Consider the following 16,303-nt stretch of genomic DNA (forward strand, 5'->3'; position numbering starts at 1 on the left):
TTTTTGTCGATAATTATACTTTGAGGAATTTTGAAATTCTTTCGAGTCCTTGAACAATTTGTTCTTCAGAACACGCAAATGATAATCTCACATAGCCATCTTGTCCAAATGCCTTACCAGGAACTAGAGCGACCCCCTCTTTTTCTAAAAGTTCTTGACAAAACATCATCGAATCTCCTTTGAATCTATCCAATCCTTTAATATTAATGAATAAATAAAAAGCTCCTTGTGGTTTCAAAACATTCAAGCCCCATGTGCTATCTATAAGTTCACAGGCTAAATCTCGTCTTTTCTGGAATGCTTGTCGCATTATTTCAATATCACGATCAGCTTCTCCCATCAAAGCTGGTATAGAGGCTTTTTGAGTAATAGAGTTTATATTAGAAGTGCATTGACTTTGAAGGTTATTCATTATTTTTAATAATTTTAAATCTTTTGTTGCAAGATAACCCATTCTCCAACCTGTCATTGCTACAGATTTGCTCAGTCCATTTACAGTGATAGTTCTTGACATCATATCTCCACTGATTGAAGCACTTGAAGTAAATTTTTCATCATAAACAAGCTTTTCATACATTTCATCACTCACTACCCAAATATTTGTACTTTTTAAAATTTCAGCTATTTGGGTTAATTCATCTTTTGTATAAATCATTCCTGTTGGATTTGAAGGTGTCGTTAATACGATTATTTTTGTTTTACGCGTGATAGTTTCTTTTAGTTGTTTTAAAGTAATTTTAAAATTAGTATTTTCGTTTGTTTCAATGAATATAGGTTTTCCGCCACTGTAAATCACCAACTCTGGATATGTGACCCAATAAGGTGAAGGGATGATAACTTCATCACCCTCCTCTACTAATGCTTGGAATATATTAAATAAGGATTGTTTAGCACCATTGCTGACTAAAATCTCTTTTGGATCATAGGTGAGTTGATTGTCTCTTTCTAATTTGATAGATATTGCTTTTAATAGTTCTGGAATTCCTGCCACTGGAGTGTATTTTGTCCAACCAGAATTCATAGCTCTAATAGCCTCATCTTTTATCACCTGTGGGGTATCAAAATCAGGTTCTCCAGCTGAAAAACTTAAAATATCTCTGCCTTTTGCCTTGAGTTCTGAAGCTAAGGTACTAATTGCTATAGTGGCGGATTCTGAAAGATTTTGAATTTTTTGAGAATACATAAAATTTGTCCTTTTGGTTTTTGAATATTTTACCTTAAAAAAATATTCAAAACCATTTAATTTTTGTTTGAATTTTATGGTATTAAATGAATCTAATTTTTGTCAATCCTTGGTGTTCTTTGATTACTGTATTGAATTTACCTAAGAAAAACTTATTCCTACTGATTGAAAAATTCACTACTTTTTGGAGTTGCTCTTCATCGAGTTCTCTTATGGCTTCTAGACATATTTTCACAAAACTTTCATCATCCATAGAATCCATGCTTTGTGAAATTGCATTTGTATATTTATGAAAAAGTTTTTTATCTTGAATTTCTTTTTTATTTTGCTCAAGAATTTCAGAATTTAAACTTTTTAACTCTGTGATCGTAAATTCTTTCAATTGATTTTTTGAATAAGAGGGATTGAGTTGAGATATTTCTTTAATGAGTTTTATTTTTTCAGGAGTATTGTTGTAATAAGACTTATAGTAAGACTCCTTCAAGTCAGGCATAAAATTTTCCATTATATCCAATTTTATTTGAGCAACTTTTTTTATTTTTTCGATATATTGTGGATTTTTAGAATATTCATAGACATATTTTAATTTTTCCATATTATTACGATTTTTTTCATAATATTTTTTTAAAAATATTTTTTCTTCAGCGGGTAAATCCTTAAATCTTATTTCTAGTTTTTTAAGCCAAATTTCTTGATATTGACGGTATTTGATTTGAAATATTTTTTGTATCTTGTTGATAGAAAAATTTTTGATTCTTTTGCATAAAATTTCTAAAAGCTCATCATGGTCATAATCATCAAAATATATATCAATCAAGTCATAAATTTTTGAAATATCTCCATTGATTTTTAAAATTTTTTGGTTCAATTCATCTTGCATATGGTATTTTTTGATATTTTCTGTAGAGGAAAGGGCATTATTTTGATTTAAAAATATCTGAAATTCATAAATAGCTTTGATGTTATATTCTTCATAAAGTTCTATAATTTTTTTATTATCTGCTTGCTTGATCTCTTCAGTATTGTAGCCATGATTTTTTAAAAATACCTTGATAATTTCAAAATTATAAGGAATATGTGTCAAAATTTTTCTCCAAAGCTTCATAGATTTTGATCATATCAAGATGCTCATCCTCATCATGGATTCTGAGAATATTAGCACCATTTTGTAAAGCAAAAAGATGAATTGAGAGTGTTCCTGCAAGTCTATTAGCAACATCCCTTTGGGTTAACAAGCCAATAGTTTGTTTTCTGCTTGCTCCAACCAATAAGGGATATCCAAAATATGAAAAATGATCTAGATTTTTAATCAAAGATAAATTTTGATCCTTATTTTTAGCAAAACCAAATCCAATATCTAAAATAATATTTTTAATATTAATATCTTCTAACATTTTTATTTTTTGATTGAAAAAAATATCCATTTCTTCAAAAAGATTTTTATAATTGGTGAGTTTTGTCATAGTTTTTGGAGTTCCTTTAGTGTGCATCAAAACCACATAAGGTTGATATTTTTGTGCAATTTCAGTCATTTGTGGATTTTCGAAACCACTCACATCATTGATCATTTTAAACCCTCTTGAAAGTGCAAAATCTGCAGTTTGAGGATTATAGGTATCAATACTAAAAATAGCTTTATTAAAAAGATTATGAGTGTAAATTTCTTTTGCAATTTCTTCAAGTCTTTTAATCTCTTCAGTAGAATTTATCAAGTCACTACCAGGTCTTGAGCTAGCTGCTCCAATATCAATAAGTTTTATTCCTTTTTGCAATAAAGTATATATCCTTTCAATAGCACTTTTGGTTGTATGCCTACTATCTTCAAAAAAACTATCCGGTGTGACATTGACAATGACCATAAGATTGGGCAGATTTGAAAAATATTTTTTTTTCTTTAAATATGGATAAATTTTATCTGCTAGTATTTTTAAGCCAAAAGGTTGAATTTTACATTTATTGATAATTTTTTCTAATTGTAATGATGTTCCAATAAGAATACCATCATAAAAATTTTCTTTTGCTAAAATACATTCCTTAGGGGTTGCAAAATCGCCCCCAGCACTTAAAGCTTCTTGTTTAAGTATCATTGTTGCACTCAAAGATAGATTTTTTATCTCAAAAATGAGTATCTCACCTTTTTTTGACATAATTTTTTGACCATATTTGTCAGTGCCTATATTTTCCATAGCTATTTTAAGTGATTTTGGGTGTAATTTTTTGACAAACATTTTAAAAATTAACCTTTGATATTTTTTGAAAGTTTATTTTTTTGCATTATCATCAATAATAAAGGCAATAGTGTATAAATATCTTTTTGATAGTTTTGATTTGCAATCAAAGCTTCATCAAAACTTTTTAATTCTTCTTCATCAAGAAAAATATTATTTTGTTTGGACATCAATAATAATGCTTCAATTTTTTCTTTTGTATCATTGATAGAATTTTCACCTTGCGTTTCCAAAGATTTCAAAAAATCATAAATGTTTTTTAAGGTCATATTGTTGATATTAATTTCTAATATTTTTGGCTTTGTTTTTTTTCTTTTGTCTTCTAAAGAAAGTCTAGATCTGATAGTCATTAAAAATGAAGTTTTATTCTTTGCTATTAAAATAAAACGGATATTCTTGGGTGGTTCTTCAAGGATTTTTAAGAGAGCATTTTGGGCAAAATGATTGAAAGACTTTGCTGCTATAATAATAGTTTTGACATTTTCTGAAGCGATATAAGCTTCTGATATGACTTCATGTGAATCTTCTATTTTAAATTCATCTTTTTGCCAAATTCGTAAGTATTCATTTTTAATATTTAAGCTTTGATAGGCAATTTCTTCATCCAAATCATTACTTAAAATAATCAATCCTTTATAGTATTCTGTCATTCTAAAATTATTTTTCCAAATAAGGTATCAAATAATGCTTCTTCAAAAATTCTAAATAATTGAATTAGTTTGTAATCAAGCATTGCATCAAAAGAATTCAGCATCAATCCATTTTGAATAGATTCATCCAGTATCCATAAAAATCCATTTTCTCTGCTTAAGGCTAAATTTGATAAAGATGTATTTGTTTTGCCAATATACCAAAATGCATAATCCTTATAGGCAATATTTAAAACATCATGAACTAAAGAAACCTCTTTTAAAATGGATTGTTTTGGGAATGTGCTTTCAAAATCAAAAATTGGTAAAATTGGTCTGGATTGTGCACCTAATTTATTAATAGATGAGGTAATGTATTTGCCAAACCATTGTCTTTCATCATCTGTACATACTAAAATAGTACCTCCATTTAAAATGTGTCTAATAGTTCGTGAGACCAAAGATACCCATTCATATCGATTGATCTCTAACCAGCCTCTGAATTCAGCTATTTTATCAGCTTCTTCACGAATTTTTTTGAGCATCCAATCTGATATTTCCATGCTCGTATTCATTTATCAAGCTCATATACAGAATGTAGAGTTCTTACAGCAAGCTCAGCATATTTCAAATTTATAATCATTGATATTTTTATTTCACTTGTGCTTATCATCATGATATTAATATTTTCTTTTGCTAATGCCTTAAAAGCAGTACTTGCAACACCAGAATGAGATTTCATCCCAACACCAACAATAGAAACTTTTGCAATATTACAATCATAATCAATAGAATCAACACTATTTTGAAATTTTTCAAGGACTTTTTTAGAAATATCTACCTCTGTTTGAGGAATTGTAAAATCAATATCAGTCATACCATCTCTGCCAATAGTTTGAACAATCATATCTACATTAATATTTTTATCTGCAAGTACTCCAAATATTTCTGCAGCAATACCAGGTCTATCGTCAACATCAGCTATACTCACTCTAGCTTGATTTTTATCTAAAGCAATTCCACTAACAATAGGTTTTTCCATAATATTCTCCTCTTTTGTTATCAATGTGCCTTCAACTTGTGTGAATGAACTACGTGTTATTAAAGCAACATCCCATTTTTTTGCCAATTCTACAGAGCGATTGAGTAAAACTTTTGCTCCCATAGAGGCTAATTCAAGCATTTCATCATAACTGATTTTATGAATTTTTTTAGCATTTTTATCAATTCTAGGATCAGTAGTATAAACCCCATCAACATCTGTATAAATTTCACATAAATCTGCTTTCAATGTCCCTGCTATTGCTACTGCTGATAAGTCGCTCCCCCCTCTTCCTAAAGTTGTTACTTCACCTTTATTATCAATCCCTTGAAATCCTGCCACGACAACAATATAATCTTCTTCAAGTAGTTCTATAATTTTTCTTGTATCAATGTATTCAATTCTTGCCTTGGTATGGATACTGTCTGTAATAATGCCAGCTCCTCTGCCACTAAGTGAAATTGCCTTTTGACCTTTTGCTTCCAATGCTATAGCTAAAAGTGCACTTGTAATCCTTTCTCCACTGCTTAATACCATATCTACTTCTCTTTCATTGGGGAGTTTTGAAAAAAATTTAGTATAATTTATGAGCATATCTGTTTGCCCATTCATTGCAGAAACTACTACTACTAGTGAATGACCTGCTTTTTTGGTTTGCAAGACTCTGTTTGCGACATTTTCAATGCGTTCACAATCCCCCATGCTAGTACCCCCATATTTTTGCACGATCAACATTACAAATACCCTTCTTTTTTGAAATATTCAATCACCTGTTTATAAACAAATCTTTTAAAAGGTGTTACTCTTTCAAAAAGATCTTTGTATTGAACAAATTCATATTTATCAAATTCCGGTATAGGAGTTTCAATATTTATGATTGCAGTGTTTTTTAATCTTACTAAGAAATATTTTTGCTTTTGACCATCAAAAGGATATAATTTTTTGCGTACTTTTGTAGGGAAATCATATTTTATCCATTCTGGATGCTCTGCAATGACTTCTATATCATTAGTACCAATTTCTTCTTGAAGTTCACGAAAAAGAGCATTCAAGATAGTTTCACCTTCATCTATACCCCCTTGAGGGAACTGCCAAGCACCTTTAATATCTGTCCTTTGAGCAAGCAAAAATTCGCATTTTGCAGGATAATTTGACGACAAAACTACTGCAGCTACATTAGGTCTGTAGCTTTTATTACATTTCATAAAAATGCCTCAATAAAAAATTTCTTCAAATTATAGTAATAAATGCTTTAAGTTTTGTTTGTAAAATGGAATTTTTAGAAAGTTTTGGGAGGTGTCTCCCGAAGTCCTATTTTTTAAGGGTTGGAATATATTTAGCAAGTGCATCAATATCTGCATCAGATAATGGCTTAATTTGTCCCCACATTGTAGCTCCCAAACCATGTTGATTCAATGTGCCAGCCTTATAACCTAGCAAATCTTTTTTAATTTGATCGCTACTGAGTGTGTTAACAATTTTACTTTTTCCTAATGCAGATTTTTCCATATTTGCACCATGACAAGCTTGACATTTTGTCTTAATAATTGTTGCAGGATCTGCATTTGCAGCCACCAAACCAAAACTAATCAAAGCAACCATTAGGAGTAATTTTTTCATTTTGTCTTCCTTTTTCTTAAGATTGAAGTTATAATAGTATTGTTAATATGATTAATACTTTCTTAACAAAGAGTCTAAAAGCTTATCAAAATGATTTTATATATCCATATACCTTTTTGCAACAATAAATGCGGGTACTGCACATTTAATTCTTATGCTAATGAAGATTCTCTCAAAAAAGCTTATATGGAAGCACTTTATGAGGATATAAAATATTTTTTGTCTGAAAATAATGAGATCATAAAATCTATTTTTTTTGGTGGAGGAACACCCAATAGTATTCCAAGCAAGGATTATGAAAAAATTTTTGAATACCTCAATACTTCTGGGAAAATCCAAAAAAACTGTGAAATCACCGCTGAAGTTAATCCTGATTTGGTGACTTTAGAATGGTGTAAGGATATGAAGAATTTTGGAGTAAACCGTATCAGTATGGGTGTGCAAAGCTTTTATGAAGATAAACTCATATTTTTACAACGTGAACATAATATTAAGAATATTTTTAGTTCTATTGATATTATCCATAAAAGTGGTTTTGGAAATATCAGCATTGATTTGATTTATGATACTCCTAAAGACAATAAAAAACGTATTTTTGAAGAAATAAGAAAAGCTTCTGAATTGCCTATTAATCACCTCTCTGCATATAGTTTAAGTATAGAAAATCATTCTGCATTACAAAAAATCTATGGCAAGAATCCTCAAACTTACTCATTTTTCAAAGAAATCAGGGAAGCTTTAAAATATTATCAATTCAATCAATATGAAGTTTCAAGCTATTCTAGAGGGTATAAAGTTGAACATAATCTTTCTTATTGGGATTCGGAAGAGTATATTGGTTGTGGAGCTGGAGCGGTAGGTAAAATTGCTAAAAATCGTTTTTATGCAATATCAAATATTTCTTCTTATATCCAAAATCCATTAAAAAGAAAAGTAGAGGTACTTAAAAAAAATGATATTAGAATTGAAAGTATTTTTTTAGGCTTGAGGTGTGAGATTGGCGTAGAAACGAAATTATTAGATAATAATAAAGTAAAAATTCTTATTGATGAAAATAAATGTCATCTCAAGGGTAGTCGTTTGGTGGCTAATGATTATTTTTTGGCTGATGAAATTGCTTTATGGTTAATGTAGGTCTTCTATATTGGTATTTTCAATAATATCACACAAAATATGAATGATGAGTATATGCGTTTCTTGAATGCGTGGGGTATCTTCAGATGGCACAATGAGATTAATATCACATATCTCAGACATTTTTCCGCCATTTTTACCACTCAAACCAATATTTTGACAACCTATTTTTTTACCCGATTCAAAAGCCTTTATAATATTTTTAGAATTACCACTCGTTGAAATTCCAAAGATTAAATCTCTTGAGTTTGCTATAGCTTCCACCTGCCTAGAAAAAACATAATCATAGCCATAATCATTTCCAATGGCAGTCAAAGCAGAAGTATCTGTTGTGATAGCAATACCTCCAAGTGCTTTTCTTTCTTTCTTGTACCTACCACTAAGTTCAGCAGCAAAATGTTGTGCATCAGCAGCACTACCACCATTACCACAAATTATTATTTTCCCTCCATTGGAAAGGCATTTATTTAAAATTGCAGCTGTTTGTTGTATTTTTTCATTCAAGCTCAATAAACTTTTTTGAATAATTTCTGAGTGTTGCAAGAATTCTTTTTGAATGAAATTTTTCATGATTTTTCCTTAAATTTTTTTATTTTATTAAGGATATTCGTTGTCGATTTGCCCTCTATAAAATCTATCAATAGCACTTCTTTTGCGTGTTGACTTCCAGCAATTCTTTTGCCTTCATAGTCCTTACCTTTTACTAATATATCAGGTTTAATAGCAGCTATTAATTCTTCAGGTGTATCTTCATCAAAGATGATGATAAAATCTACACTTTCAAGTCCAGCAAGTATAAAAGCCCTGTCTTCTTGTGAATTTATAGGTCTCTCTTCTCCCTTGAGTCTTTTGACAGACAAATCACTATTGAGTCCTACAATTAAAATATCTCCAAGTTTTTTTGAAGATTGTAAATAAGAAATATGTCCTCTGTGTAAGATATCAAAACAACCGTTAGTAAAAACAATTTTTTTATCATTTAATGATTGTAAAATAATTAGGAGTGAAGATTTTGTTAGAATCTTATCATTAAAATCATTTTGATGTCTTGAGTGCAAATATTGTATGATTTCTCCATAAGTTGCTGTCGCACTCCCTACTTTACCAACAACAACAGCTGCAGCTGCATTAGCAAATTCGCAAGATTTGTAAATGTCAAGTCCACTAGAAAGTGCAAAACCAAGTGCAGCAATAACAGTATCCCCTGCTCCTGTAACATCATAAACTTCTTTTGCAATAGTAGGTATCTTTATCAATGTATTTTTTGTATCTAATAATGCAATACCATCTTCACTTAAAGTAATCAAAGGAACACTCAAATCACATTGATCTTTAAGGTTTTTTAATGTGGCACAAAGACTATCGTCATCAATGATATTGATTTTTGTAGCTAATTGTGCTTCATTTTTATTTGGTGTTAATAGCGTAGCACCTTTGTATTTTGAATAATCACTTCCTTTAGGGTCGCATAAAACAGGCTTATTCTCACTTTTGGCAAGTTTTATTAGATTTTGAGTTAAGACTTCATTTAAAACACCTTTATTGTAATCTGACAATATAATGCAATCATAATTTGAGATTTTATTTTCAATATTAATCATAATCTCAAAAATAATATTTTCATCAATAGGATTTTTATCTTCTCTGTCAACACGTAAAACTTGTTGATTTGAAACAATTACCCTAGTTTTTTTTGTTGTAGGTCTTTTTTCCAAAAGAAAGATATTATCAATATCAATATGAAGCGAATCAAGTTCATTTATAAGCCATTTACCTGAATCATCATCTCCTATGATTCCACATATGCTGACTTTAGCACCTAAAGAAATCAAATTATTAGCAACATTGCAAGCTCCACCTAATCTATTGCTCTCATCTTTAACTTCAGCAATTTGAACTGGGGCTTCAGGAGATATACGTTCACATTTTCCCCAAACATAATGATCAATCATCAAATCACCAATAACTAAAATATGTGGCATTTTATCTTCAAGTCCAAACATTATTGTTTTATTCCTTCATAAATCAACTTGATTTCTGAAATATAGTCTTTAATCCCTGATTCTAAACTAAAATTAGGTTCATATTCTAAATCCCTTATACTTTGTTGTATATCTGCTTCAGTATGGGTTTGAAAAAAATGATAAGGATTTTTGATATATTCAACTTCAAAATTGCCTAATTCATTTTTGAGGCAATCAATGACTTCATTATAGCTTCTTGCTTTACCATAACCAATATTATATATCCCTCCTTTTTCACATTCCATAGCTTTTACATTAGCTTGAATGACATCTTGAATATAGACAAAATCACGTTTTTGTTCTCCAAATTCAAAAAGTCGAACTTTTTTATTTTTAAGGGCTTGTAGTCCAAGTTGCAAGATCATGGAAGCAGTTTTACCCTTATAAAATTCTCTTGGTCCATAAACATTGAAATATCTTAAGCCAATAATAGATAACTTAGGATTTTTTTCAAGCAATCTTCGGACACTCTCATCCATACATAATTTTGAAAACCCATAAATATTTTCGGGTTTTTCGCCTATACCAACTGAATTTGGAGCAGCAGAATTTCCATAAGTGCCTGCTGATGAAGCATAAATCATCATTGCTTTTTTCTCAAGTGTAATGTTCAAAAGATTTAAAAAAGCTTCGTGATTGACCCTCATTGCAAAGTTTTGATCTGAAACAGTAGTATCTGAAACTGCAGCCTGATGGAATATATAATCAAAATTGATATCTTCAATTGTTTCTAAATCGCTTAATTGATTAATGTCTCCGACAATAACTCTGCCTTTGAAACCAATAAGATTTTTAAAATGACCTAAAGAAGTTGGATTTCCATTTGGAAAAATATTATCATCACGAAACTTATCAAAAATAATGATATTGCTCTCAGGATGATGATTTTGAAAATAAAAAGCTAAATTACTCCCAATAAATCCTGCTCCACCTGTTATTAAAATAGTCTTTCCCTTTAAGGTATTTTTAATAAATTGCATTTTAATCTCCTGTTATTAAACGATTCATTACTTGGAGAGCTTCTTTAATAGAAGATACTTCATGAATATTATCTATTGATGTTGTGTTTTCATTTCCTGTTGTTAAAAAGATTTTATTTTTTATTCCTGCATTTTGTCCAGCTTGCATATCGGTTATTTTATCTCCAATAATGAAACATTTTTGAAAATCAAGTTTGTAATCTATTTTTGCCTTTTGCAACATACCAGGTTTTGGCTTGCGACATAAGCAATCTTCATTAGGATCATGTGGGCAAAAATAAACACTTTCAAATGCAAAACCTAATCGTTTTTTTAGCTGATTTTGCATATAAAGAGTGAGTTCTTTAAAATCATCAATAGTATAATATCCTCTCCCGATTCCAGATTGATTTGTCGCTAATAATAACAAAAAATCCTTTTCTTTACAAAGTTTTAAAAAATCAAAAATATCATCCATAAAAATAAAATCTTTTGCTTCATATACATAACCAAAATCTTTGTTGATAACACCATCTCTATCAAAAAAAATAGCTTTCAAAACATCTCCTTTGAATCAATGGAGTGATTGATTGGATGTGAATGGTATTGCATAGGGCTAGATTTGTGAGAAAAATTTAAAATCCCTTTATATATGCTAGATCCACCAAAATATAACATCAATATAAATGAAATAAACATAAAAAATTTTCTAAAAAAAAGGCTTAACAAATTCCTAGCTATAAAACCTATTGCCAACATTGGTATAAGAGTTGCAATACCAAAAATTCCCATTGTAATCATTCCCATTAAAATATTTTGTGCTAATGCTGCAGTCAAAGCAAAATAATACACCATTCCACAAGGCATAAAACCGTTTAAAATTCCTAATCCATAAAAACTAAAAGGATTTTTTGAAGTTAAAAACCAAATAAATATATTCTTGAACCAAATAAAAAATCTATTTTGTGAATTTGTCGAGATAGATGGCTCAATATAAGTCAATATTTTAGGAAAAAATAAGTAAGAAAAGGCAAACAATACCAACAATACACCTACTATAATGAATAAAATACCTTTTGTTGTGATTGAAAGAGAAAAACCATAACCAATAAAAGCACTTATACCTCCAATGATCATATAAGAGCTTATCCTTCCTAAATTATAAAGAAAATGATACAAGACTTGATAAATAAAATGAGTATCTTTATGGATTTTTCCATTTGAATAAGCAATAACAATACCACCACACATTCCTATACAATGAGACAAAGACATACTCAAAGCCATTGTAAAAATGACTATAGGTTCTACTAAACTCATTACATCCCACTATCTATAGAATGATTCATTATATCATTAGCTTTTTTGATTGCCTCCATAGCGGTGTCATTGTTATCTTTATTTGATTTTTCATGAGTGATATTTTTTTCATTTTTGGGGACAATCCCTTTGGGCATTTTTACAAATACATCTTCATAGTTTTTTTTATTCAATTTATATCGTATATAAATTTCACCTGTTTGGGTATTATAAATATAAGTATCAGTTTTATCACTGAACATTTGCCATTGTGCAAAAAGGGTTATCATAAAAAAGCATAAAAATAAAAATATTTTTTTCATTTATTACTCATAAATATTTCAATTTTAGAATATAAATTAAGAATTATTTGTTTTTTTTGATAAAAACTATTTTTATTACATATCAAATACGCACTCGATTCTAAAATAATTTCATCAATCTTCAAATTATTTTGTTTCATTGTTGCTCCTGTTTCTACAATATCAACAATCCCATCTGAGAGTTGAACTAATGGTGCTAATTCAATGGAACCATATAGTTTTATCAAATCAATGGCGATAGCTTTTTGTGAAAAAAATTTGCTAGTAATATTAGGCATTTTGGTAGCAATTTTTATACGAGGTTTTCGATAGTCAATTTCTCTACCAATTTCTGAACCAACAACAACCTTACATTTGCCAATTTGCAAATCAAGCAATCTGATTAAATCCAATTCACATTCTTCCAATACATCAAGCCCAACTATTCCAATATCAGCAGCCTGATGATAAACATAGGTTGGGACATCCTGATTGCGTACCAATAAAAAACGTAATCCAAAATTTTCAAGTATAAGCTTCCTATCTTCAAAAACAAAATTTTGTCCAAATATCTCCTCAAATAAAGCCAAACTTTCTTCTGCAATTCGTCCTTTTGGCAGAGCAATTGTTATCATATATTTTCCCTATTTTTTTTTAAAATCTTATCAATAGAAATTTGCATCCCATTAAAAACCAACATTTCATTATAGATAGATTCTGCAAAAAATTTTGATAAAAACTTTCCATCCCCTCCTGTAAAATAAACTTTTTTATCTTTGATTATCCCATTGATTGAAGATGTAATGCTCTGAAGTATCCCAAAACCAATAGCTGATTGAGTATCAAGTGGAAGTTCATCAAGAGAGACAGCAAGATTTAATTTTTTATCAAGAGCTGAAGATATTTGCCTGTATGCTTGAATATAACTTGCCAATCCTGGAAGAATGTAACCACCTAAATGTACTTCTTTTTCCATTATATCTACTGTAATAGCACTGCCAGCATCAATTATGACACCATCACTTATCCCTAAACAAGCAGCTTTCCTATCTACACCTAACCCCTTATAAGGTGTCTGAAGTTCAACAATTTTAGACATATTATAAGAATTTTTATGTGCTTTAAGGAGTCTTTTTTCATTTTCCATATTAACACTGATATAATAAATATCAGAATGGAGTTCTTTTTTTTCAATTTTTTTAGGCTCATTTTTCCAAATACGTCGTCTATCATAAAAATGAATATAGGTATTCCCAATATCACAAAGTATCATTCATGATTCTTTATTTAAAATCAAAATAATATTTATCATAATAGATTTTATTTTTATCATAAAATTTTGTTTTATCCAATTTCATCCTGCCAAAAGAACCTTTGATTTGAAAAATCTTTGAGCTAAAATCATTCACATTGACTTCAATTAAATACCCTCTTTTTTCAATACTATAAAGCTTGTCTCCAACAATAACGATTGAATTAAGATTAGCAAAAGGTAGTTTTATTTTGTTTACCTCTCTGAGCGTTTTATCTAATTGGATAATTTGTCCTTCAAGTGTGAGGATATAAATGTATTGTGTATTATCGTATAATACATCTAAAATATCAGCATCATAGTTAAATTCATGTCCTGAAATGATTGAAACCAATCTTTTTCCTGTGGCAGCAAACATATTTTCACCCTCCACGACAAGATAAATAACATTATTGAAGAATTTTTCGCTATTTATTATGATATTCCTTACTGGATTAAAGTTTTTTGTATCAACAACCAAAAGTCTCCCATCAAGCGTAGGGAAAACAACCAATGTATCTAAAAAAACTGGTGCAGCTACAAGAGAATTAATAGCAATACTTGCAATACCTTTTTGTGTAAAAAGTATATTTTGTGTATAAGTATCATAAATATTGGTAGAATTATCAGATAAAACAACCGCTAATTGGTTGTTTTTTACTTCTGCAGCTAATGGACAAGATGATGTAGAAATTATTTTAGATTCTTGAGTTTTTTTGTTAATAAGCTCAATATGATAACAATCTTGGGCAATGATATAATAATCTTTATTTTCATTCAAATAAGTGGACTTTTTATTGATTTGAAGTTGTGTTAATCCATCCTCTCCAATCACATTCCCATTATCCAAAACTGCCCCATAACGGTTTACAGTATCAATTTTATCTTGAAGTTTATGTTCAAATTTAATATTTCCATCAATTTTTGTTGGTTCAAAGTATTTTTTTGAACTACACCCGATGAAAAAAAATATCATTATTAGAGTAAAACATATACTTTTATTATTTCTTATCACTTTTTGACCTCTGTAGATTTTTTGTTTATTGCGATTGGATTTTGGTCTGGTTTATAATGCTTTAAAATAGTCACAATTTGAAAAACTGATGAAGAAGGTTGGATATCATTAAGCAATGTTTTGGCTTCAGGAATTTTGTTTTGTTCATAAAGTAAATAGGCTTCTTGTAAAATAGCAAAATCTTTTATTGGGGTTGAATTCATTTTTTCTAATCCTTCAAGATTTTTTACATAAGAAGCATATTGATAATCAGAAAGCATTTTAATGATAGTATTTTTTGAAGTTTTGAGTGAATAAAGAGTTTTTTTATCCCCGTCTCTAAGGGCTTGGGAATATAAATAAAGATCATATAAATCACTAGAGTTATCTTTAAGATCATCTAATAAGGCTTGATTATTAGGATTTTTTAACAATTGACTATAGATAGTGCTAGTTTTTTGAGCTTGTTTTTCATCTATATAGTCAGAAAACTTGTAATACCCAAACCAAATAATCAAAACGATTGCTAGCAAATAAAGGAAATATTTATATTTTTTGTATAATTTTTCAAGTTTAAACGCACTTTCTAAGATTTTTTCATCGCCTTTAAATTCTTGTTGTATTTGTTTAAAATTATTTTTAACACCCATGAAAACTCCTATTTTTCTTATTTTATACCACTACTTCCAAATCCACTACAACCTCTTGTTGTATCATCAAGTTCTTTGCATTCAATAAATTCAGCTTGATACACTTTACTAATCACACCTTGTGCTATTCTATCACCATTAGAAATTACAAAATCTTTATCTAAATGATTGATAAGGATAATCATTATTTCACCACGATAATCGCTATCTACTGTTCCCGGGGTATTTAAAACACTAATTCCATTTTTAAGTGCCAATCCACTCCTTGGTCTTATTTGAAGCTCAAAACCGCTTTCTATAGATAAACTCAAACCTGTTTTAATCAAAGCTATTTTTGAAGGTAAAATGACATAATCCCCTAAAGCACACAAATCAAAACCTGCAGCACCCTTACTTTGATATTCAGGTATGATAGCATTTGGATGTATTTTTTTTATTTTTATCTTCATTTTGTAAACTCAATTTTTCGGTAATAAATTTCTAAAATCTCAAAATCGCTTTCACCACCAGGTAATTTAATTGTGATTTCATCGCCTTTCATTTTACCAATAAGACTTTTTGCAATCGGAGAACCAAATGAAATCAAACCATTTGCTGGATTGCTTTCAACACTACCAACTATAGTGTATATAAATTCTTTATCATTTTCAAGATTTAAAATTTTTACAGTACTACCAAAACTAACTTTATTGTGTGGGAGTGTCGCAGGATCAATTACCTGTGCATTATTTAAAGTTTCACTCAAGTCATTGATCCTTGCCTCAATAAAAAGTTGTTTTTCTTTTGCTGCATGATATTCTGCATTTTCTTTCAAATCTCCATGTTGACGTGCAATATCAATCTCTTTTACAATATTTGGACGTTCTATCTCTTTAAGATTTTTAAGCTCAGCACAAAGTTTTTCATATCCATATTGGCTCATTGGTTCCTTATTCATATCCATATCTC

General features: G+C 29.4%; 21 protein-coding genes. 1 reads left to right on the forward strand and 20 read right to left on the reverse strand.

Annotation, left to right across the window (positions count from 1 at the left end):
* Window positions 1–13: 13 nt before the first annotated feature.
* The 8 genes from BKH44_RS00140 to BKH44_RS00175 all read right to left on the reverse strand — a co-directional run bounded on the left by BKH44_RS00140 (window position 14) and on the right by BKH44_RS00175 (window position 6,702).
* Window positions 14–1,183 carry a pyridoxal phosphate-dependent aminotransferase gene (locus BKH44_RS00140; RefSeq protein WP_095268954.1) on the reverse strand — a complete coding sequence of 390 codons (1,170 nt, stop codon included), beginning with the start codon at window positions 1,181–1,183 and terminating at the stop codon, window positions 14–16.
* An 82-nt stretch (window positions 1,184–1,265) separates the two neighbouring features.
* The gene (locus tag BKH44_RS00145) at window positions 1,266–2,288 is read right to left on the reverse strand and encodes a hypothetical protein (RefSeq protein ID WP_095268956.1); all 1,023 of its coding nucleotides are present in this window, start codon (window positions 2,286–2,288) and stop codon (window positions 1,266–1,268) included.
* On the reverse strand, window positions 2,248–3,411 hold the full coding sequence (gene folP / locus BKH44_RS00150) for a dihydropteroate synthase (protein ID WP_095268958.1): 1,164 nt from the start codon (window positions 3,409–3,411) through the stop codon (window positions 2,248–2,250). Before folP ends, BKH44_RS00145 begins: the two co-directional genes overlap by 41 nt.
* 8 nt (window positions 3,412–3,419) lie before the next feature.
* Complete coding sequence (locus tag BKH44_RS00155; protein ID WP_095268959.1) at window positions 3,420–4,061, reverse strand: DNA polymerase III subunit delta'; 642 nt, start codon at window positions 4,059–4,061, stop codon at window positions 3,420–3,422.
* A complete protein-coding gene (locus BKH44_RS00160; protein WP_095268961.1) occupies window positions 4,058–4,615 on the reverse strand; it encodes a HobA family DNA replication regulator in 558 nt (185 codons plus the stop codon). Before BKH44_RS00160 ends, BKH44_RS00155 begins: the two co-directional genes overlap by 4 nt.
* Window positions 4,612–5,817, reverse strand: coding sequence for an aspartate kinase (locus tag BKH44_RS00165; protein WP_095268963.1), 1,206 nt, complete (start codon window positions 5,815–5,817; stop codon window positions 4,612–4,614). The genes BKH44_RS00160 and BKH44_RS00165 overlap by 4 nt, the downstream gene beginning before the upstream one ends.
* Window positions 5,817–6,287, reverse strand: coding sequence for an RNA pyrophosphohydrolase (locus tag BKH44_RS00170; RefSeq protein ID WP_095268965.1), 471 nt, complete (start codon window positions 6,285–6,287; stop codon window positions 5,817–5,819). The genes BKH44_RS00165 and BKH44_RS00170 overlap by 1 nt, the downstream gene beginning before the upstream one ends.
* Window positions 6,288–6,393: 106 nt before the next feature.
* Complete coding sequence (locus BKH44_RS00175) at window positions 6,394–6,702, reverse strand: c-type cytochrome (protein ID WP_095268967.1); 309 nt, start codon at window positions 6,700–6,702, stop codon at window positions 6,394–6,396.
* A gap of 90 nt (window positions 6,703–6,792) precedes the next feature.
* Here BKH44_RS00175 and hemW point away from each other — a divergent pair, with 90 nt between their 5' ends.
* Window positions 6,793–7,836, forward strand: a complete 1,044-nt coding sequence (hemW, locus tag BKH44_RS00180; protein ID WP_095268969.1) for a radical SAM family heme chaperone HemW — start codon at window positions 6,793–6,795, stop codon at window positions 7,834–7,836.
* Here hemW and gmhA read toward each other — a convergent pair.
* From gmhA to greA, 12 genes are read right to left on the reverse strand one after another with little or no spacing between them, the layout of a single operon-like run.
* Window positions 7,828–8,406: a D-sedoheptulose 7-phosphate isomerase gene (gene gmhA / locus BKH44_RS00185; RefSeq protein ID WP_095268971.1), complete on the reverse strand. Its 579-nt coding sequence runs from the start codon at window positions 8,404–8,406 to the stop codon at window positions 7,828–7,830. The two genes, hemW and gmhA, sit on opposite strands and share 9 nt — an antisense overlap.
* Window positions 8,403–9,839 carry a D-glycero-beta-D-manno-heptose-7-phosphate kinase gene (gene rfaE1 / locus BKH44_RS00190; RefSeq protein ID WP_095268973.1) on the reverse strand — a complete coding sequence of 479 codons (1,437 nt, stop codon included), beginning with the start codon at window positions 9,837–9,839 and terminating at the stop codon, window positions 8,403–8,405. The genes gmhA and rfaE1 overlap by 4 nt, the downstream gene beginning before the upstream one ends.
* Window positions 9,839–10,840, reverse strand: coding sequence for an ADP-glyceromanno-heptose 6-epimerase (rfaD, locus tag BKH44_RS00195; RefSeq protein WP_095268975.1), 1,002 nt, complete (start codon window positions 10,838–10,840; stop codon window positions 9,839–9,841). The genes rfaE1 and rfaD overlap by 1 nt, the downstream gene beginning before the upstream one ends.
* 1 nt (window position 10,841) lies before the next feature.
* Window positions 10,842–11,378 (reverse strand): D-glycero-beta-D-manno-heptose 1,7-bisphosphate 7-phosphatase, encoded by a 537-nt coding sequence (gene gmhB, locus BKH44_RS00200; RefSeq protein WP_095268977.1) that lies wholly within the window; start codon window positions 11,376–11,378, stop codon window positions 10,842–10,844.
* On the reverse strand, window positions 11,375–12,139 hold the full coding sequence (locus BKH44_RS00205) for a sulfite exporter TauE/SafE family protein (RefSeq protein WP_095268979.1): 765 nt from the start codon (window positions 12,137–12,139) through the stop codon (window positions 11,375–11,377). The genes gmhB and BKH44_RS00205 overlap by 4 nt, the downstream gene beginning before the upstream one ends.
* Window positions 12,139–12,441, reverse strand: a complete 303-nt coding sequence (locus BKH44_RS00210) for a hypothetical protein (protein ID WP_095268981.1) — start codon at window positions 12,439–12,441, stop codon at window positions 12,139–12,141. The genes BKH44_RS00205 and BKH44_RS00210 overlap by 1 nt, the downstream gene beginning before the upstream one ends.
* Complete coding sequence (hisG, locus tag BKH44_RS00215; protein WP_095268983.1) at window positions 12,438–13,055, reverse strand: ATP phosphoribosyltransferase; 618 nt, start codon at window positions 13,053–13,055, stop codon at window positions 12,438–12,440. Before hisG ends, BKH44_RS00210 begins: the two co-directional genes overlap by 4 nt.
* Window positions 13,052–13,693 carry a type III pantothenate kinase gene (locus BKH44_RS00220; protein WP_095268985.1) on the reverse strand — a complete coding sequence of 214 codons (642 nt, stop codon included), beginning with the start codon at window positions 13,691–13,693 and terminating at the stop codon, window positions 13,052–13,054. Before BKH44_RS00220 ends, hisG begins: the two co-directional genes overlap by 4 nt.
* Before the next feature lie 10 nt (window positions 13,694–13,703).
* Complete coding sequence (locus tag BKH44_RS00225; RefSeq protein ID WP_095268987.1) at window positions 13,704–14,726, reverse strand: hypothetical protein; 1,023 nt, start codon at window positions 14,724–14,726, stop codon at window positions 13,704–13,706.
* Complete coding sequence (locus tag BKH44_RS00230; protein WP_095268989.1) at window positions 14,723–15,355, reverse strand: hypothetical protein; 633 nt, start codon at window positions 15,353–15,355, stop codon at window positions 14,723–14,725. Before BKH44_RS00230 ends, BKH44_RS00225 begins: the two co-directional genes overlap by 4 nt.
* Window positions 15,356–15,372: 17 nt before the next feature.
* Window positions 15,373–15,804 carry a dUTP diphosphatase gene (dut, locus tag BKH44_RS00235; RefSeq protein ID WP_095268991.1) on the reverse strand — a complete coding sequence of 144 codons (432 nt, stop codon included), beginning with the start codon at window positions 15,802–15,804 and terminating at the stop codon, window positions 15,373–15,375.
* Complete coding sequence (greA, locus tag BKH44_RS00240; RefSeq protein ID WP_095268992.1) at window positions 15,801–16,292, reverse strand: transcription elongation factor GreA; 492 nt, start codon at window positions 16,290–16,292, stop codon at window positions 15,801–15,803. Before greA ends, dut begins: the two co-directional genes overlap by 4 nt.
* Between the last annotated feature and the right edge of the window lie 11 nt (window positions 16,293–16,303).

The organism is Helicobacter sp. 13S00477-4, from assembly GCF_002272785.1.
Lineage (GTDB): Bacteria > Campylobacterota > Campylobacteria > Campylobacterales > Helicobacteraceae > Helicobacter_J.